Genomic DNA, 19,192 nt, shown 5'->3' on the forward strand with positions numbered 1-19,192 from the left:
ATAGGCCTACGCCGAATGTCGCGATCAGAAGAGCTTAGCCGCGAGCAATTGCTCGACCGACAGACATTCCAGCTTCGGCTGCTGGACCAGTTGCACGACCAGAGCGATCCCCAGCAGATCGTCGCGACGGCCGTCGCCGCGCTGGGCCAGAAGCTGGGCGTGGGCCGCTGCGGCTATGCGACGGTGTGCGATGACGGCGCGACGCTTCAGATCGAGGCCGACTGGTCCCCCGCCCTCTCGGAACTCACGGGCCGGATACCGGGCGCGAAGCTGATCAGTGCGCCGTCGCTGGCGCTGCTGCGCGCTGGCGAGACGCTGATCATCCCCGATGTCACCGCCGACCCGCAATCCGAGGGTGACATCCCCGGTGGCGCCCAGGCGATGATCGTCTTCCCGCTGCTTCGCTACGGCAGGCTCGACGCCTTGGTGTATGTGCAGGAGCCCGCGTCCCGCGCCTGGACCGCGCAGGAGGTGACGCTGGTTCAGGACGTCGCGCTGCGCGTGCGTGACGCCTTCGACCGCGCGCGTGCGGAGGGGCAGCTGCGCGCCAGCGAGCAACGCTATCGCGAATTGTTCAACGCGATCGACATCGGCTTTTGCGTCATCAAGGTGCGCCTCGATCCCGATGGCCGGGCCAGCGATTATTGCATTCTCGAGGTGAACGATGCGTTCGCCGCGCAGACCGGCATTGCCGATGCACGTGGCCGCTGGATGCGCGACATCGCGCCCGATCACGAACAGCATTGGTTCGACCTATACGGCCGGGTCACCAAGACCGGCATTCCCGAGCAGGTGGAACTGCCCGCCACGACCCGCGACGGGCGCTGGCTGATGGTGAACGCCTACCCGCTCGACGCGCCCGAGGAGCATCATGTCGCGGTGCTCTTTTCCGACCTCACCCAGCGCAAGCGCACCGAACGCGCGCTGGAACGCAGCCGGGAGGAACTGGAGGCCGCCGCCGCCGCCGCTGATCTCGGCCGCTATGATTATCGGCCGCGCGAAGGACGCCTGACATGGGATGATCGCTGCCGCGCCTTGTTCGGCCTCTCGCCCGGCGTCCCGGTCAGCTACGACGGATCCTTCATGGCCGGCGTCCACCCGGATGATCTGGCGGGGGCGGTCGCCGCGGTGAACGCCGCGCTCGACCCCGCCGGGCCGGGCCGGTTCGCGGCGGAATATCGCACGATCGGCATCGAGGATGGCGTGCTGCGCTACGTCAGCGCGCATGGCCTCGCCTTCTTCGAAAATGGCGTTGCCACCCGCCTCATCGGCACGGTGCAGGACGTGACCCGCGACCGCGAGGCGACCGCCGCGCTGCGCGAGGTGAGCGAACGCCTGCGCCTCGCCAGCCGGGCGACCAACGACGCGATCTGGGACTGGGATCTGCGAACCGATCACGTGACCTGGAACGAGGCGCTGTACGCGGTCTACGGCCACCCGCCGTCAGAAACGGAGGAGACCAGCCAGTGGTGGCTGGACCACATTCATCCCGACGACCGCGCCCGGGTCTATGCCAGCATCCATCTGGTGATCGACAGCCAGGGCACCGACTGGTCGGACGAATATCGCTTCCAGCGGCAGGATGGCAGCTACGCCGACGTGCTCGACCGCGGCTATCTGATCCGCGACGGCGATGGCGCGCCGATCCGCATGGTCGGCGCGCTCCTCGACGTGACGGCGCGCAAGGCGACCGAGCGCCTGTTGGAGCAGGAACACCAGCGGCTCGTGCACGAGATCGAGGAGACCACGGCGGAGCGTGACCGCGCCGAGGAGGCGCTGCGCCAGTCGCAGAAGATGGAGGCGGTCGGCCAACTCACCGGCGGCCTGGCGCATGATTTCAACAATCTGCTGACCGGCATTTCGGGCGCGCTGGAGATGATGCAGGTGCGCATCACGCAGGGCCGGGTTGCGGAGCTGGAGAAATATTCCGTCGCGGCGCAGGGTGCGGTTCGCCGCGCCGCGGCGCTCACCCACCGGCTGCTCGCCTTTTCGCGCCGGCAGACGCTCGATCCCCGCCCGACCGACGTCAACCGGCTGATCTTCGATGTCGAGGAACTGATCCGCCGCACGGTCGGCCCGCATGTCGAGGTTGAAACCGCCGGCAAGACCGGCCTGTGGACGACCTTGGTCGATCCGAACCAGCTCGAAAACGCGATCATCAACCTGTGCATCAATGCGCGTGACGCCATGCCCGACGGTGGGCGGATCACGATCGACACCGCCAATTGCCGCCTCGACGATCGTGACGCACGGGAGCGTGATCTCGCGCCGGGCGAATATGTGTCCATTTCGGTCACGGATACCGGCACCGGCATGCCGCCCGATGTGGTGTCACGCGCCTTCGACCCCTTCTTCACCACCAAGCCGATCGGCGAGGGAACGGGCCTTGGCCTGTCGATGATCTACGGTTTCGCGCGCCAGTCGGGCGGCCATGTCCGGATCGACACCGAACTAGGCGCGGGCACGACGATGTGCATCTACCTGCCGCGCCATATGGAGGCGCCGGACGTCGAGGCGGCGCAGGCCGGAACCGGATCGTCGATGCTGGAACAGGATGCGCAGGCGGATGCCGGCTGCATCCTCGTTGTCGATGACGAACCCACCGTGCGCATGCTGGTCGTCGAGGTGGCCGAGGATCTCGGCTACGACGTGCTGGAAGCGTTCGACGGCCAGAGCGCGATGCGCATCCTGCAGGCGCATCCGGGCATCGACCTGCTGATCACCGATGTCGGGCTGCCCGGCGGCATGAACGGGCGCCAGATCGCCGACGCGGCGCTCAGCCTGCGGCCCACGCTGAGGGTGCTGTTCATCACCGGCTATGCCGAAAATGCCGTGATCGGCAGCGATCAGCTCGCGCCCAACATGGCACTGGTGACGAAGCCATTCGCGATGGATGCGCTCGCCGCCCGGATCCGCGAGATCATGGACTGATCACCCCGCCGACGCGCACGCGGGCAGCATCGCCGCGCGTCGGCCGGGATTGCCGTCAATCCTTCTTGGCGGTCAGATGCTTGCTGAGATGCTTGTTCATCTCGAACATGCTCGCCGATTTCTTGCCGAAGATCTTCTCCAGCTTGTCGTCGGCGTTAATCTGCCGCCGGTCCTTGGCGTCCTGCAGGTCGTTCTTCTTGATATAGTCCCAGACCTTGCTGACCACTTCGCTGCGGGGCAGGTCGTTCTTGCCGACGATCTCGGCCAGTTCGGCGGACGGGGTCACGGGCGCGGTGATGCCGCCGCGCGCGCCGCCGGCCGACTTCCCGGTCGACTTGACCTTCTTCTCGGCCGCCTTGGTTTCGTCCTTGCCGCGTTTTTCCGCCGTACGGGCCATGATATTCATCCTCCTCTGCCACCCACCGCGCACTGGGCGGCGGAGCCACCGTCCTTAAGCGCCATCGCCCTTCATGGTTCCCTGTGGCTGGCGAGCGGCAGCCCCGGCGTGGCTGGCGGGCGGCAGGATGATGCGCATCCTCGCTGCGGTCGCGGGAACGCCGCGCCGCGCCGCCCGTTCGGTGAACCTCACTACAGCGGATGCAACCACCCGACATGCGCCCCCGATCCGAAGCGGAGATTGCCGTAATGACTCCGCGCGCCGACGTGCCCGCCCCGACGCTCAGCATCGCGGAGGCGAGCGCGGCGGTGGCGGAGCTTCTGGCTGACGCGAACGTCATCGTCGCCGTCGCCGACGAGACCCGCGCGCTGGCATTGACGCGGATGGTCGCGGCGCTCGTCCCGGATGCGACCACCATGTTCTGCCCCGGCAGTGACGCGCTCCCCGGCGACAATGCCCCTGCCTCCCCCGCCAATGTCGGGCAGCGCGTGTCCGCGCTCCGTGCCATACGCCGGGCGCTGGAGGCGGAGGCGCCCGGCCGGATCGCGCTGATCACGTCGGGTGAGGCGCTCGCCCGCGCCTATCCGGCGCCTGCCGCCTTCGACGCCGAGCCCCCTTCCGTCGCCGTCGGTCAGCCATGCGATCTGGCGCAGTTGCACGACGACCTGCTGTCGCTCGGCTATGTCGCCGACGAACGCGTTGACGAGCCCGGCGAAGTCGCGCTGCGCGGCCAGGTGCTCGATGTCTTTCCCGCCGACAGCGACCTGCCGCTCAGGATCGAGGTCGTCGACGGCGTGATCGCCGGCATCCGCGGCTACGACCCGGCGGACCAGCGCAGCACCGACGAAATGGAACGCCACGAACTCGGCCGCGTGATGGAGCCGCCGCTCGACGGCGATCGCACGACGCTGCTCGATCACCTTCCCGGCGCGCTGGTGGTCGTCACCGCCGCGGCCGACGAGCGTCGCCGCCGCCTGCTGCTGCTCAGCGCGGATACGGCCAAGCGCGGCAGCCGCCGTGCTCCCGCCGACATGATCGCCGATGCCGCCTGGCAGAAGGCGCTGGCCGCCCGCGACACCGCATCGCTCGACCGCGCCGGAGAGCCCCCCGCCCGCTTCGTCGAACAGCGCGCGCCGCTCGCCGCTTTCGCCCGCGCCGCGCAGGCGGCCATCGCGGATGGCGAGCGCGTCGTCCTCATCGGTGGCGAGCGGGACGTTCGTTTCCTCACCCGCCGCATCGAACAGCGGCTGAAGCTGACGGCCGAGGCGGTGGCGGATTGGGCCGGTGTCGGCGCCGCCGCGCCGGGCACCCTGCTGACCCTCACCGGCCCCGCCGACCAGGGCTTCCGCCGCGACGGCGTGCTCGCCATCGCCGCCGCCGACCTGATCGGCAGCCGGGCGGAGCGCGAGGACGGCAGCGCGCACCGCGTCGACCTGTCGCTGGTCCACAGCGCCGAGATCCGCGTCGGCGACACCGTCATCCATGAGGATCACGGCATTGGCGTCGTCGACGGGATCGAGCCGCTGCCCGCCGGCGAGGGGGTCGGCGGCGACACGATCAAGCTCACCTACGCCAAGGACGCCGTCCGCCTCGTTCCCGTCGCGGAGGCTGACCGCCTGTGGCGCTACGGCGCGGAGGACGACGCCGTCACGCTCGACACGCTCGACGGAAAGAGCTGGCACGACCGCCGCGGAGAGATTGCGGCCGCCATCGCCGAAACCGCGCGCGGGCTGACCGAACTCGCGGAGAAGCGCGCCACCCGCACCGCCCCCGTGCTTGATCCCCCCGTCGCCGCCTATGAGCGGTTCGCCGCGGGCTTCCCCTTTTCCGAAACACCCGATCAGCTCGCCGCGATCGAGGCGGTACGCAACGACCTTTCCTCCGGCCGCCCGATGGACCGGCTGGTCATCGGCGACGTCGGCTTCGGCAAGACCGAAGTCGCGCTGCGCGCCGCCGCGCTCGCCGCGCTCGCCGGCAAGCAGGTCGCGATCGCCGCCCCCACCACCGTTCTCGCGCGCCAGCACCTCGAAAGCTTCACGGCACGGTTCGAAGGCACCGACGTGGTCGTCGCCGGCCTGTCGCGCCTCACCAGCGCGGCCGACAAGCGCCGCGTGAAGGCGGGGCTCGCCGACGGCAGTATCCATATCGTCATCGGCACCGGCGCGGTCGCCGGCAAGGGCGTCGCCTACAAGGATCTCGCGCTCGTCATTATCGACGAGGAACAGCGTTTCGGCACCGCCGACAAGAACAAGCTACAGGCATTATCCGCCGGGCATGTGCTGACGCTGTCCGCCACCCCCATCCCGCGCACGCTTCAGGCGGCGCTCGTCGGCCTGCGGCAATTGTCCGTCATTGCGACGCCCCCCGCGCGGCGCCAGCCGATCCGCACCGCCGTCTCCGCCTTCGCGCCCGAAACATTGCGCGCCGCCCTGCTGCGTGAGCGCGCGCGCGGCGGGCAGAGCTTCGTCGTGGTCCCGCGCATCGCCGACATGGCGCCGCTCGCGGAGAAGCTCGCCACGCTCGTTCCCGAGCTCGAGATCCTGCACGCGCATGGCAAGATGCCGGCCGCCGATATCGACGACACGATGGTCCGCTTCGGCCATGGCGACGGCGACGTGCTGCTCGCCACCAACATCATCGAGGCCGGGCTGGACGTGCCGCGCGCCAACACCATGGCGATCATCCACGCCGACCGGTTCGGCCTGTCGCAGCTTCACCAGTTGCGCGGCCGCGTCGGGCGCGGGCATCGCCGCGGTCAGGTACTGCTGTTCACCGATGCCGATGACGCGATCGCCCCGCGCACGCTGAAGCGGCTGCGCACGCTGGAGGCGTTCGACCGGCTCGGCGCCGGCTTCGCGATCAGCGCGCGCGATCTCGACATGCGCGGCGCCGGCGACCTGCTCGGCGACACACAGGCCGGGCACATGCGGCTCATCGGTGTCGAACTCTATCAGCAGTTGCTCGAGGACGCGCTGCGCACCGCACGCGGCGAGACGGTGGAGCGCTGGACGCCGGACCTCCGCCTCGGCATCGACGGCCGCCTGCCTGCCGAGTGGATCCCCGACGAGGATCTGCGCATCTCGCTCTACGCGCGCCTCGGCCGGCTGCGCAACGATGCCGATCTCGACGCCTTCGAGGCGGAGCTGGAGGATCGCTTCGGCGAATTGCCGGAGGAAGCTGCGCTGCTCCTGTCGATTGCGCGGGTGCGGGAGCGCGCTCGCGCACTGGGCATCGCCCGGATCGACGCTGGCCCAGCCGCCATCGCCCTCACCCCCCGACGCGACGCACCGCCCGCGCTGGGCGAGATCGACGGCCTTGTCGAAAAGGATGGCCGCCTCCTCCTCAAGGAGCCGCATGAGGATGCGGCCGAGCGGCTGGAGCGGCTGGCGGCCCTGCTCGCCTGACCGCTGGCGAGGCGGCCGGTCCGGCGATCAGGCGGCGGCGGCGCGCGTCGGCCGCCGCCGGTCGAGCAGCAGCGACACCGCCCAGATCGCCAGCCCGCCCAGCGCCAGCGCCATCCCGACCCACCCGGTCGAGGTCCAGCCAAGCCCGGCGCTGATCGCCATCCCGCCCAGCCACGGCCCCAGCGCATTGGCGACGTTGAACGCGCTGTGGTTGAGCGCCGCCGCGAGCATCTGCGCCTCGCCCGCCACGTCCATCAGCCGCGTCTGGAGCACGCTGCCCAGCCCGCCGCCCATGCCGATCAGCACCACCACCCCCAGGATTGACCAGCTCTGCTGCGCCGCCATCGGGTAGAGCGACAGCGACAGGGCGCTGAACGCCAGCGTCAGCCCCGCGGTGGTCATCAGCGCGCGGTCGGCGCCCCAGGCGCACAGGATCGTGCCCAGCGTCATGCCGACGCCAAATAGCGCCAGCGCCGCCGGGATCAGGCCCGGCGCCCCCGTGACCGCGGTCATGGTGGAGGCAAGGTAGGTATAGACGCAGAACAACCCGCCAAAGCCGATCGCCCCGGTGGCGAGCGTCAACCACACCCGCCCGTTGCGCAGCGCGCCCAGCTCCCGCATCGGATTGGCACTGCGATCGGCCGGGGTGCGCGGCGCAAAGGCGAACAGCATCACCGCGGTCGCCACCGCCAGCAGCGCGACGATACCAAAGCCCCAGCGCCAGCCGAGCGCCTGACCGACGACATTGGCGAAGGGCACACCAGCGACCGTCGCCAGCGTCAGCCCCAGCATCATGCGCGATATCGCCTGGCTGCGCCGCTCGTGCGGCACCATGCCCGCAGCGACCAGCGCGCCGACCCCGAAAAAGGCGCCATGCGGCAATCCGCTGAGGAAACGGAACACCAGCATCCAGCCAAGGTCGGGCGCCAGCGCCGACAGCCCGTTGGCCAGCGCGAAGAAGCTCATCAGCGCGATCAGCAAGGTACGCCGCGCCATGCGCGCGCCCAGCACCGCCAGCAGCGGCGCACCGACGACAACGCCCAGCGCATATGTGCTGATGACATGCCCCGCTGTCGGCTCGTCAATCCCCAGCCCGCCGGCGAGCTGCGGCAGCAGGCTCATCGAGGCGAATTCGGTGGTGCCGATTGCGAAGCCGCCCATCGCGAGCGCCAGCAACGCGATGGGAACGTTGACGTGATGCCCGGCGGCGGCATTGGCAGGATGCGACATCCTCAGGCCCCGCACGCGGCGCAATGGCAAATGGCAATGGACACGCGGGCCCGTGACGGCGGCTGCATGCTGTTCTCCGATGGGGATGTTGGCCGGGCTTCGCCAGGCGTCGGGCACTTCACCGTGCGTCTGCCGCCCGATTATCGTCATGCTGCATTGCAAAATCAACGCCGTCTGCCGGATCGCCATGGCTCATGCCGCCTCGGCAATTCCCCGCGCCTGTGGAACGCTCGCCTGTCCAACCGGTTCGTCTGACACACAGGGACGGGATTGATGACGACGATCGATGGGGATGGGCACCGGCAGCCGACCGGACAGGATCACGGACATGCAGCAACGCGCCCCTGGGCGATCCCCGCGGGCGGCTGGAAAGACGTTGCGCTGCGCAGCTGGAAGGAATCCGGGCAGGACAATATCAGCCTGATCGCGTCGGGCGTCGCCTTCTGCGCCATCCTCGCCATGGTGCCGATGCTGGGCGCGGTGGTGCTCAGTTACGGTCTGATCGCGACCCCCGACACTGTGCTCGCCAATGTCCGCTCGCTCACCTCGGTCATGCCGGCGGAGGCTGCCCGGCTGATCGGCGAGCAGCTTGCCAATATCGTCAGCACGTCGGACGGGAAAAAGGGCTTTGGCCTCCTCATCGCGCTGGCGATCGCGCTCTATGGCGCCATGAAGGGCGCGACCGCGATCATCACCGCGCTCAACGTCGCTTATGATGAGGAGGAGACGCGCGGCTTCATCCACCTCAACCTCGTGGCGCTCGGCATCACTGCCTGCGCCGTGCTGGTCGCGGTGCTCGCCATCTTCTCGATTACCGCCATGGCGGCTGTCGAAACACTGTTTCCCGAGCTTCCCGGCCCCCTCGCCTTCCTCGCGCGGCTGATACCCTATTTGCTGATGGCGGTGGTCGGCTCGGCAGCCGCCGCCAGCCTGTATCGGTTCGCGCCCAACCGCAGCCACGCGCGGTGGATCTGGCTCACACCAGGTTCGGTCCTCGCCGCTTTGTGCTGGGTGCTGATGACCTTTGGCTTTGGCATCTATGTCGCCAATTTCGGCAGCTATGACGCAACCTATGGCTCGCTCGGCGCCGCGGTGGTGACGCTCACCTGGCTGTATCTGTCGGCCTATGTCCTGCTGCTCGGCGCGGAGTTCAATTGCGAGCTTGAACGCCAGACGGCGCGCGACACCACCACTGGTCCAGAACAGCCGCTCGGCAGCCGCGGCGCGTTCGCCGCCGATACCGTTGCCGAGGGGCCGGAGGCGCAATCCGCCCCCGGGCTCGCCGCCCACCAGCAGCCCGCGCCCCCTCCCGCCGCAGCGACGCCGGCCCGCGCCGCCCCACCCGCGGCGGGCATGCGCCAGAGCCTGCTCACCGCGGAGGGCACCAACCGTGCCCTGCGCATCGCGCGGGTTGGAAAGGCCGGCCTTCTCCCCACCGCGCTTGCCACCTGCGGCCTCGCGCTGATCGGGCGGCGTGACAAGGCGGCACTGGGCGTCACGCTCCTCGCCACCTCCGGCGGGTTGCGGTGGATCACGCGGCCCAAGGCAAAGCCGGCCGCGCGGCGCAGCGCACGACGCTGACCCCGCCGGGCTGAGCCCACCGGGCGCCCCGCGGGCTCATCCCTTGCGCAATTCCTCGGGCTTGTGGATCGCCTCCTTGCCCGACTTGTCGCTCTTCACGCGATATTGCGGGTCCTTTTTGGTCGCCTTGGCGACATGTCCACCGGCTTTGCCGGTCGATGTCTCCTTGCGCACGACCTTGCCGTGCGTCTCGCCCTGCGGCGTGTCCCATTTCACGTGATCGCCGGACGTGAAGGTCTTGTCGGTCATGCGCCGCTCCTTGGCAGTGGTGAGCGGCAAACGCGCCGCCGGGCATCCGTCTCCCGCATGCGTGCGGGCGCTGCGCCGTTTTCGACAGCCGTGAACCGAATGCCTGACCAAAGGTTTTCCCCTGCGACCGGGGCGCCCGCCCCCTTTTGCCCGATCGAGGAGTGCGTCGACCATGGATCAAACCGCGACATTGGACCGCACCATCGCCCGAAAGGTCGCCGCCCGGCCGATCGGCACCGTCCCGATCCACCTGACGATCAACGGCACGCCGCATGATCTGGCGGTCGAACCCTGGACGACGCTGCTCGATCTAATGCGCGAAACGCTCGCCCTGACCGGCTCCAAGAAGGGCTGCGACCACGGCCAGTGCGGCGCCTGCACCATGCTGGTCGACGGCAAACGGATCAATTCCTGCCTCAAGCTCGCCGTCACCCTCGACGGCAGCGAGATCACCACGATCGAGGGTATGGGCAGCGCCGACCGCCTCCACCCGCTGCAGGCCGCCTTTATCGAGCGGGACGCCTTTCAGTGCGGCTATTGCACGCCAGGCCAGATCTGTTCGGCGCAGGGCCTCATCAACGAAGGGCAGGCGCGCAGCCGCGACGATGTGCGCGAGTTGATGAGCGGCAACATCTGCCGCTGCGGCGCCTACACCAACATCGCCGACGCGGTGCTCGACGTGCTCGGGCAGGAGAAGCAGGCATGATCCGCTTCGACTATGCCCGGCCCACGGCGGTCGCGGAGGCGGTGCGCGCCGCGGGGGACCAGCACGCCGCGTTCCTCGCCGGCGGCACCAACCTCGTCGATCTGATGAAGGAGAATGTCGCCCGGCCGCTCCACGTCATCGACATCAATCGCCTGCCGCTGGATCAGATCGAGGAACGGGAGGACGGCGGCCTGCGCCTCGGCGCGCTCGTCACCAATGCCGACACCGCCTACGACCTGCGCGTGCGGCAGCATTATCCCCTGCTGTCCTCCGCGATCCTCGCCGGCGCCTCGCCGCAGTTGCGCAACGCCGCCACCAACGGCGGCAACCTCAACCAGCGCACCCGCTGCTATTATTTCTACGACGTCGACACGCCCTGCAACAAGCGCAACCCCGGCGAGGGCTGCGGCGCGATTGGCGGGGTGAACCGGATCCACGCGATCCTCGGCGCCAGCCCGCAGTGCATCGCCACCCACCCCTCCGACATGTGCGTCGCGCTCGCCGCGCTGGAGGCGCAGGTACAGGTGACCGGCCCCGACGGCAGCCGCACCATCCCCTTCGCCGACTACCACCGCCTGCCCGACGACGAGCCGTGGCGCGACAACACGCTACGCCCCGGCGAACTGGTGACTGCGATCGACCTTCCGGCCGAGCGCTTCACGCACAATTACACCTACCTCAAGCTGCGCGATCGCCTGTCCTACGCCTTTGCGCTCGTTTCGGTCGCGGTGGCGATGCGGCTGGAGGACAATGGCCGCATCGGCGACGTGCGCATCGCGCTCGGCGGCGTCGCGCACAAGCCCTGGCGCCGGCGCGAGGCGGAAGAGGCGATCCGCAATGAGCCGCCGGGCGAAAAGGCGTTCGACACCGCCGCCCGCGCATTGCTCGCCGGCGCCCGCGGCCAGGGCGACAATGACTTCAAGATCGATCTCGCCCGCCGTGCGATCATGCGCGCGCTCGCCCAGGCCGCGGCCGGCACGCCGCAGTCGCAGATCGACAAGCGCATCGCCTGAGGAGCCGATACGATGACCAGCAACGCATCCCCCGCTCCCGCCGCCCCGGTCGGCATCGGCACCGCCCTGTCGCGCGTCGACGGCCTCGCCAAGGTGACCGGCACGGCCAAATATGCCGCCGAATATCACGTCCCCGGCCTGCTCTACGGCGTTGCCGTCTCGTCGCGCATCGCCAAGGGGCGGATCACCGCGATCGACGAGGAGGCGGCACGCGCCGTCCCCGGCGTGGTCGACATCATCACCCACAATAACCGCCCCAGACAGGCATGGCTCGACCGCAACTGGAAGGATGAACTCGCCATTCCGGGCGACCCGTTCAAGGCGCTGCACGATGCCGAAATCCTCTTCGCCGGCCAGCCGATCGCCGTGGTCGTCGCGGAAAGCTTCGAGGCGGCGCGATATGCCGCCAGCCTCGTCGACGTCTCCTATGAGGAACGGGCGCACAACGTGGATTTCGAGGCCTCGCTTGCGGAGAAATTCCTCCCGCTCCCGCTGCGCCGGCGCAATTCCTTCCACCCGCCCAAGAACCATGGCGACGCGCAGGCCGCCTATGATGCCGCCCCGCTGAAGCACGCCGCGACCTATCATCTCGCGACCGAGCATCACAATCCGATGGAGATGCACGCCTCGACGGTCGAATGGCACGGTGACGGCACGATCACCGTCTATGACAAGACGCAAGGGTCGCAGGGCGTCCAGGCCTATCTCGCCAGCGCCTTCGGCCTCGGCAAGAAGAACGTCCGCGTCGTCAACGCTTATGTCGGCGGCGGCTTCGGCTCCGGCCTCCGCCCGCAATGGCAGGTGCAGCTCGCCACCATGGCCGCGATCCACCTCGAACGATCGGTTCGCGTGGTCATGACGCGCGCGCAGATGTTCACCCACGCGCATCGCCCCGAATGCACCTATTCGATCCGGCTCGGCACAGATACCGATGGCAAGCTCAGCGCCGTGCTCGGCGACGCCACCACCTCCACCTCGCGCTTTGAAAGCAACATGGAGGATATCGTGACCTGGGGCATGATGAACTACGCCAGCCCCAACATCCACGGCGAATATACCATCGCCCCGCGCGACACCTACACCTCCGCCGACATGCGCGCGCCGGGCGCGGCGACCGGCATGACCCTGTTCGAGATCGCGGTGGACGAAATGGCCTATCGCGCGAAGGTCGATCCGCTCGAATTCCGCCTCCTCAACTATTCCGACATCGACAATATGAATCGCACGCCCTTCACGTCGAAGGCGCTGCGCGAGGCCTATCGCGAGGGCGCGGCACGGTTCGGCTGGGAACGCCGGTCGCCAGAGCCCCGCTCGATGCGCGACGGCCGCGAACTGATCGGCTGGGGCGTCGCGACCGGCATGTGGGACGCGCAATTCTCCAAGACCGCCGCCTCGGCAAAACTGAGCGCCAACGGCGATCTCGAGGTCGCAAGCGCCACGTCGGACATTGGCACCGGCACCTATACCGTCATGGCGCAGGTCGCCGCCGACACGCTGGGCCTGCCGCCCGAGCGGATCACCGCCCGGCTGGGCGACAGCGACCTGCCGACCGCCCCCGTCCAGGGCGGCTCGTGGGCCGCGGCCTCGACCGGTGCCGCCGTCCAGCTGGCGTGCGAGGCCGTGGCAAAGCAATTGTTCAAGGCGGCGCACAAGCTGAAGGACAGCCCCTTCGCCAACGCCTCCTTCGATGACGTGATCTGCGCCGACGGCGAGCTTCGCCTGCGCGACGGCAGCGCCGCCATGCCCTTTACGGAGATCATGCGCGCCGCTGGGCTCCCCTCGATCGAGGTCGAGGAAACCGCGACTCCGGGCGTCGGCGACATGATCTCCATGGCGCGCAAGTCACGCAACACGCACAGCGCGATCTTCTGTGAGGTGCGCGTGGACGAGGAACTCAACCAGGTCCGCGTCACCCGCGTCGTCAACGCCGTCGCGGCCGGGCGCATCATCAATCCCAAGACCGCGCGCAGCCAGATCCTGGGCGGCGTCGTCATGGCGATCGGCATGGCGCTGCATGAGGAAACCTTCGCCGACCGCCAGTTCGGCCGGTGGATGAACCACAATCTCGCCGAATATCACGTGCCCGCCCATGCCGACGTCCATGACATTGACGTGATCTTCGTCGACGAACCCGATCCCGAGGTGACGCCGCTCGGCGTGAAGGGGCTTGGCGAAATCGGCATCGTCGGCACCGCCGCGGCAATCGCCAACGCCATCTATCACGCCACCGGCAAGCGCATCCGCTCGCTCCCGATCACGATCGACAAATTGCTCGCCGCTGACGCCGACTGACAACCGCAAGCGGGCCTGACCCATCCGTCGGGCCCGCTCCTGCGCTGGTGCGACCACATCCCGCCCATCACCGTGAAAGATCCTCGGCTGGACCGCAGCGCCCCGGGCAGCAGTCGCGCGTGTTCGCCTCATGCCGCAGGCGCTGCCGGGGGATATGCTCGCACTCCCGCTATGCGCGGCAGTCGCCGCGGCTTAGCCCCACCCTCTGGCCGATCATGACGGTAGCAACCCTTTGGTAGCCGCCGCCGAGCGCCCCATGGTTCTCGCGCGTCGCGAAACGACCGCCGCGGGCATCGCTCTTCTGGTCCGCCATCAGGATTATCGCATGGGCGCAGCACAAATTGTCGGACAGGGATGATCTACCGTCGCTGACTTAGATCTATGTGAAGGCGCGGCAGGCGCAGCAAAGGAAAGCCCCGTGGCCGGATGACGGCTTTTCGGGGCTTCGTTGTGGGTGGCGGCTGGAAGTGGCCGCTGACATTGTTTGGTCGGGGATGGTGTTTTCCTGTATATTTTCACGATGCGCCACTATCCCGACCTCATACACCGGTTCACCCGATCGCGTGAAACAGAGACGGTGAAGCTATTCACCTCGTCGGGGCATCCCTGGATGGGCCTCACGGCTCTGATAACCTACCGATTACCTGCCCTTATTGTAGCCGCCGTTTTGGCCGCCAGATACGCGCCGTTTTAAGCGCGGCGTGCTGCCGGCATGGTGCATACCCTACAGGGCGCACGCTGAAGTCGACAAGGAGACTGTCGATAAGCGGCGGCGCAGATACGAAATCACTTCTTCGGACCCTCTTTCCACGCGAAGGCCATGCTTGTCACATCAGTCGGCGTATGTGGTCTTACTACCCTTGTTGATCGACTTGTTGGGACAGCTTTCGGGGAAGGCGACGCGGTTGTGTTCCTTGCTCGCGTCAATGGCTTCCAATCAACAATCGTTGAGGGTCATCCCGCTCATGCGACACCTCCGAGCGCTATCACCAGCTTCCGCACGGTCTCAGCCTTCTTGCTCTCGAAGCTGAACGTGTAGATGCGATCATGGCAATCGAAGCTAATGCTAGCGGTTCCTTGATAGCCGCCGTCGAGGGCCCGTACGCCGTGGCATCGCTGATGGGATCAACGCAGGCGCACGCGCGCCGGCTTGACCCAAGGAAGTGCCCATGGAACATTATGCGAACATCGCGAATCGGCAGGCGGCTTGGCGCGACGCGGCGCCCGGCGCGGCGGTGTCTAGATGTGGGGCTGCAAGGATGCGCCAATTACCAGATATTGCATTTTAGCCGTGGCACTGCGGGGCGAAGAACGGTATCAAGTCCGTCCGATCCGGGGCTCGCTCACGGATCATGAGAGTCGCGGTACCGTTCGGCAAGAGGCGTGCGGCGGATGGATCAGATCATGGGCCGGAGGGCAGCTTTGCAACGCGTCGCAGCGCGGCCCTTCACGGGTCATCATGATCGTACAACAAGCGATCAAAAGGGGCGCCTCCGGCCTCCCGGAACCGCCCCTTTTCATGCCGTCGCTCGGCCGTCTGGCGCTACGCCTCGCGGGGGCAGCGCCCGGTTCGCCCCGCGCCGTGGCGCGGGAACAGCGTCATTCCGCTTCTTCGAACATGTCCACGGCGTTCTGCGCGGTCGCCGACAGGCGAACCGTGTCGCCTTCGATCGCCGCCACCAGGCCCGCCGGCAGATAGTGGTGCTTGGCGCCGGTCCCGTCCTGCGTTGCCGGGCTGTCCTGCTTGGTCAGCTTGATCCGCTCGCCGTCGACGTGATCCACCGTACCGACGTGAACGCCGTCCGCGCCGATGACCTTCATATGCTCCTTGATGTTGCTGTGATCGTGCATCGTGGATCTCCTCTTGGGGTCGGCAACACAACGACACATCGCCGCTTTGGATGCATCGCGCGGGTGGCGGCATGATCGCGCGCTGGTCCCTTGTCGCGCTTGCCCTGTTCCTGGCGGGCTGCGCCACGCAGGCGCCGTCCGCGGTGGCGCACACGCCCGATACGCCCGGCTTCCTGCTCGGCCTGTGGCAAGGCTTCATCTTCCCGGCCGCCTGGGTGCTCAGCCTGTTCATGCCGGACGTCGCCATCTATGCCGTGCCCAACAATGGCGGCTGGTATGATTTCGGCTATTTCGTCGGCATCGTGTTCCTCGGCGTCGGCGCGCGCAGCACCCGCACCGTCCATGTCACCCGCCGGGTGCGGCGATGAACTGGCAGGTCCCCGTCATGTATGCGGTCGCGCTGGCGCTCGCGATCGTCGGCACGGCGCTGCTGGTCGCCCTCGCCCGTCCGCGCACCGCCGGTCAGGTCTATGCCTTCCGCATGGTCGGCATCATGGCCCTCGCTGGCGCCGCCGTCCTCGCGATGAGCGCCACCGCCATGTGGCAGTGGAGCATGGAGGCATGACCCCCCATCTATCCCTCACACGCGCAATCTTTATGAACTTTCACAATTTCCGGTCGGAGTAACCCATGCCCCTCCTCCAAGCCTCCAAGCAGTACAAGCCATTCGAATACCCCTGGGCGTTCGAGTACTGGAAGCGTCAGCAGCAGCTCCACTGGCTGCCTGAGGAAGTGCCGCTGGGGGAGGATTGTCGTGACTGGGCGCAGAAGCTGACCGATCACGAACGCAACCTGCTGACCCAGATCTTCCGCTTCTTCACCCAGGCGGACGTCGAGGTGCAGGATTGCTACCACGAAAAGTACGGCCGCGTGTTCAAGCCGACCGAGGTCAAGATGATGCTGACCGCGTTCAGCAACATGGAGACGGTGCATATCGCGGCGTACAGCCACCTGCTCGACACGATCGGCATGCCGGAAAGCGAATATGGCGCCTTCCTCGAATATGCCGAGCTGAAGGACAAGCACGACTATCTGCAGCAGTTCGGCGTCGACAATGACGAGGATATTGCGCGCACGCTGGCGATGTTCGGCGGCTTCACCGAGGGCGTGCAGCTCTTCGCCAGCTTCGCGATGCTGATGAACTTCCCGCGCTTCAACAAGATGAAGGGCATGGGGCAGATCGTCAGCTGGTCGGTGCGCGATGAAAGCCTCCACTGCGAAGGCATCATCAAGCTGTTCCACGCCTTCGTGAAGGAGCGCAACTGCCTGACCAAGGCGGTGAAGGACGATATCGCCGATCAGTGCCAGACGACGATCCGGCTGGAGGATGCGTTCATCGATCTCGCGTTCGAGATGGGCCCGGTGAACGGCATGACCGCCAAGGATATCAAGAAGTACATTCGCTACATCGCCGACTGGCGGCTGGGACAGCTCGGGCTGAAGCCGATCTACATGATCGACGAACACCCTATCCCCTGGCTCACCCCACTGCTGAACGGCGTCGAGCATGCGAACTTCTTCGAAACCCGCGCGACCGAATATTCCAAGGCAGCGACCAAGGGCCAGTGGAGCGACGTCTGGGATTCGTTCGACAAGCGGCAGAAAGCGAAGTCCGTGCCGGCGGCGAACGAGGATCTGGCGCTGGAGGGCGACATGTTCTCCCGCGCCGGGGTCGCGGCGGAGTAACACCGCCGCCTGGCAGCGATGCGCAGGGAAACGGTGGCAGAGGCACCGAAACGGTGCCACTGCCACCGAACCGGGCGGTGGTTACATATGTAACCATCTTGCAGGCTGACTGGCCTGTGCTATGTCGATCCAATGGCTGATCATTCCACCGTGCTCTCCCCGCCGCCGGGCGCTGCTTCGGACTGGACCGTCCCGCAGAACTGGTCGCACTACACGCCGGAGGAACATGCCACCTGGGACACGCTCTTCGCGCGCCAGTCGAAGCTGCTGCCCGGCCGCGCCTCGGACGCATGGCTGCGCGGGCTGGATGTCCTGAAACTGTCGAAGCCCGGCATCCCCGATTTTGAGGAACTGTCCGAACGGCTGATGAAGCTCACCGGCTGGCAGGTCGTGGCCGTGCCCGGCCTGGTTCCCGACGAGATTTTCTTCGATCACATGGCCAACCGCCGCTTCGTCGCCGGCAATTTCATCCGCCGCCCGGATCAGCTGGATTATTTGCAGGAACCGGATGTGTTCCACGACGTGTTCGGCCACGTCCCGATGCTCGCGGACCCGGTATTCGCGGATTATCTCGCGGCCTATGGTCGCGGCGGTCAGCGGGCGATGCAGCACGACGCGCTGAAATATCTCGGGCGCCTGTACTGGTACACGGTCGAATTCGGCCTGATCGCGGAACCGGACGGGCTGCGGATCTACGGCTCGGGCATTGTCTCCAGCTATGCCGAAAGTCGCTTCGCGCTCGATGATCCGTCGCCGCATCGGCTGCGCTTCGATCTCGCACGCGTCATGCGCACCGACTATCGCATCGACGACTTCCAGCAGAATTACTTCGTCATCCCCAGCTTCGACGAACTGCTGCGCGTCACCGTCGAGACCGATTTCGCACCGCTCTACGACAGCCTGCGCGAACAGCCGGACATTCCCGTCGCGCAGATCATCAGCGACGACGAGGTGATCACCCGCGGCACACAGGATTACGCCCGCTCGCGCGCATCCGGAAAATAGTCAGCCAGGAAATCGGCGACCACCTTCACCCGGATCGGCAGGCGATCGGCCGGCGCCGCCGTCATGAGCGTGATCGGGATCGCCGGAATGACTGCTTGCGGCAACACGGGCACCAACCGCCCTGCCTCAAGGTCCTCAGCCACCTGCAGGTGTGGCAGCAACGCGATACCGAGGCCGCTTAGCGCCGCCCGATGCACCGCTTCGCTGCTGTTCGCGCGCAGCCAGGCGCGCGGCCGAACTATCGCGCCGTCGATCGGCCACCCGCCCGGCCGCGCCGCATAGCCATAGGTGAGGCAATCGTGCGCGGCGAGATCGCCGGCCGCCTCTGGAGCGCCGCGCGGTGCAAGATACGATGGCGCCGCAACCAGCATGCGCGGCACGTCTCCCAGCCGCTTCCCGCCCGGCTCATCGCCGACGCGCAGCCACAGATCGAGCGCTTCATTGCCCGCCATCTCCCGCCAGTCAGCCACCATCAATTCGATCGTCAGCCCCGGATGAGCTTCACGCAGCCGGACAAGCTTGCTCGCATAATGCAGGCCAAGCGCGGTCGTCACACCAAGACGTACCAAACCCTGTGCCGCGACGACACCGGCAAGATCCGCTTCCGCCGCGGCCACATCCTCAAGGATCCGCAACGCATGCTCGGCCAGCCGCTCGCCGTCATGCGTCAGGCGCAGCCGCCGGGTCGAACGGTGAAACAACCGCACGCCGAATCGCTCCTCCAGTTCGTCGATCGCGCGTGCCACCGTCGTGTGGCTCAATCGTTGTTGTCGGGCCACGACGGAAAAGCTGCCCTGGTCACGCAGGTTCAGGAATAGGCGAAGTGTGCGTACCAGGTCCGACATTT

16 protein-coding genes are annotated in these 19,192 nt (G+C 67.4%); 11 read left to right on the forward strand and 5 right to left on the reverse strand.

Annotated features, from left to right (window positions below; genetic code table 11):
* Positions 1 to 15 precede the first annotated feature (15 nt).
* Complete coding sequence (locus tag L8F96_RS09865; protein WP_334655892.1) at positions 16 to 2,931, forward strand: PAS domain-containing protein; 2,916 nt, start codon at positions 16 to 18, stop codon at positions 2,929 to 2,931.
* A 55-nt stretch (positions 2,932 to 2,986) separates the two neighbouring features.
* On the opposite strand, the gene L8F96_RS09870 is transcribed toward L8F96_RS09865, so the two are convergent.
* A complete protein-coding gene (locus L8F96_RS09870) occupies positions 2,987 to 3,328 on the reverse strand; it encodes an SWIB/MDM2 domain-containing protein (RefSeq protein WP_125944728.1) in 342 nt (113 codons plus the stop codon).
* Positions 3,329 to 3,576: 248 nt separating this feature from the next.
* Here L8F96_RS09870 and L8F96_RS09875 point away from each other — a divergent pair, with 248 nt between their 5' ends.
* Positions 3,577 to 6,732 carry a TRCF domain-containing protein gene (locus L8F96_RS09875; RefSeq protein ID WP_334655893.1) on the forward strand — a complete coding sequence of 1,052 codons (3,156 nt, stop codon included), beginning with the start codon at positions 3,577 to 3,579 and terminating at the stop codon, positions 6,730 to 6,732.
* A gap of 27 nt (positions 6,733 to 6,759) precedes the next feature.
* On the opposite strand, the gene L8F96_RS09880 is transcribed toward L8F96_RS09875, so the two are convergent.
* Complete coding sequence (locus tag L8F96_RS09880; RefSeq protein ID WP_334655894.1) at positions 6,760 to 7,962, reverse strand: MFS transporter; 1,203 nt, start codon at positions 7,960 to 7,962, stop codon at positions 6,760 to 6,762.
* A gap of 36 nt (positions 7,963 to 7,998) precedes the next feature.
* Here L8F96_RS09880 and L8F96_RS09885 point away from each other — a divergent pair, with 36 nt between their 5' ends.
* Both L8F96_RS09885 and L8F96_RS09890 read left to right on the forward strand, forming a co-directional pair.
* Entirely contained in the window at positions 7,999 to 8,217 is a 219-nt protein-coding gene (locus L8F96_RS09885) for a hypothetical protein (protein ID WP_296220720.1), read from the forward strand.
* Positions 8,218 to 8,235: 18 nt separating this feature from the next.
* Entirely contained in the window at positions 8,236 to 9,543 is a 1,308-nt protein-coding gene (locus L8F96_RS09890) for a YihY/virulence factor BrkB family protein (RefSeq protein ID WP_334655895.1), read from the forward strand.
* A gap of 36 nt (positions 9,544 to 9,579) precedes the next feature.
* Here L8F96_RS09890 and L8F96_RS09895 read toward each other — a convergent pair whose 3' ends face one another.
* Positions 9,580 to 9,792: a hypervirulence associated TUDOR domain-containing protein gene (locus tag L8F96_RS09895; protein ID WP_334655896.1), complete on the reverse strand. Its 213-nt coding sequence runs from the start codon at positions 9,790 to 9,792 to the stop codon at positions 9,580 to 9,582.
* Positions 9,793 to 9,964: 172 nt separating this feature from the next.
* On the opposite strand from L8F96_RS09895, the gene L8F96_RS09900 reads away from it, so the two are divergent.
* Genes L8F96_RS09900 through L8F96_RS09910 form a run of 3 tightly spaced genes read left to right on the forward strand, consistent with a single transcriptional unit; the run spans position 9,965 to position 13,803 of the window.
* Positions 9,965 to 10,498 carry a (2Fe-2S)-binding protein gene (locus L8F96_RS09900; RefSeq protein WP_334655897.1) on the forward strand — a complete coding sequence of 178 codons (534 nt, stop codon included), beginning with the start codon at positions 9,965 to 9,967 and terminating at the stop codon, positions 10,496 to 10,498.
* Positions 10,495 to 11,511 carry an FAD binding domain-containing protein gene (locus L8F96_RS09905; protein ID WP_046411349.1) on the forward strand — a complete coding sequence of 339 codons (1,017 nt, stop codon included), beginning with the start codon at positions 10,495 to 10,497 and terminating at the stop codon, positions 11,509 to 11,511. The genes L8F96_RS09900 and L8F96_RS09905 overlap by 4 nt, the downstream gene beginning before the upstream one ends.
* A 12-nt stretch (positions 11,512 to 11,523) precedes the next feature.
* Complete coding sequence (locus L8F96_RS09910) at positions 11,524 to 13,803, forward strand: xanthine dehydrogenase family protein molybdopterin-binding subunit (protein ID WP_334655898.1); 2,280 nt, start codon at positions 11,524 to 11,526, stop codon at positions 13,801 to 13,803.
* A 1,599-nt stretch (positions 13,804 to 15,402) separates the two neighbouring features.
* Here the strand turns inward: L8F96_RS09910 and L8F96_RS09915 are convergent.
* Positions 15,403 to 15,654: a DUF2171 domain-containing protein gene (locus tag L8F96_RS09915; protein ID WP_046411353.1), complete on the reverse strand. Its 252-nt coding sequence runs from the start codon at positions 15,652 to 15,654 to the stop codon at positions 15,403 to 15,405.
* A 71-nt stretch (positions 15,655 to 15,725) separates the two neighbouring features.
* Here L8F96_RS09915 and L8F96_RS09920 point away from each other — a divergent pair, with 71 nt between their 5' ends.
* The 4 genes from L8F96_RS09920 (at position 15,726) to phhA (ending at position 18,345) form a co-directional block, all read left to right on the forward strand.
* A complete protein-coding gene (locus L8F96_RS09920) occupies positions 15,726 to 16,022 on the forward strand; it encodes a hypothetical protein (RefSeq protein WP_334655899.1) in 297 nt (98 codons plus the stop codon).
* Positions 16,019 to 16,219: a hypothetical protein gene (locus L8F96_RS09925; RefSeq protein WP_046411355.1), complete on the forward strand. Its 201-nt coding sequence runs from the start codon at positions 16,019 to 16,021 to the stop codon at positions 16,217 to 16,219. Before L8F96_RS09920 ends, L8F96_RS09925 begins: the two co-directional genes overlap by 4 nt.
* 65 nt (positions 16,220 to 16,284) lie before the next feature.
* Positions 16,285 to 17,340, forward strand: a complete 1,056-nt coding sequence (locus tag L8F96_RS09930; protein WP_046411357.1) for a ribonucleotide-diphosphate reductase subunit beta — start codon at positions 16,285 to 16,287, stop codon at positions 17,338 to 17,340.
* Positions 17,341 to 17,472: 132 nt separating this feature from the next.
* Entirely contained in the window at positions 17,473 to 18,345 is an 873-nt protein-coding gene (gene phhA, locus L8F96_RS09935) for a phenylalanine 4-monooxygenase (protein WP_046411358.1), read from the forward strand.
* On the opposite strand, the gene L8F96_RS09940 is transcribed toward phhA, so the two are convergent.
* Positions 18,315 to 19,190 carry a LysR family transcriptional regulator gene (locus tag L8F96_RS09940; protein ID WP_145119646.1) on the reverse strand — a complete coding sequence of 292 codons (876 nt, stop codon included), beginning with the start codon at positions 19,188 to 19,190 and terminating at the stop codon, positions 18,315 to 18,317. The two genes, phhA and L8F96_RS09940, sit on opposite strands and share 31 nt — an antisense overlap.
* Positions 19,191 to 19,192 lie beyond the last annotated feature (2 nt).

It is taken from the genome of Sphingomonas panaciterrae, assembly GCF_036890205.1.
GTDB lineage: Bacteria > Pseudomonadota > Alphaproteobacteria > Sphingomonadales > Sphingomonadaceae > Sphingomonas > Sphingomonas panaciterrae.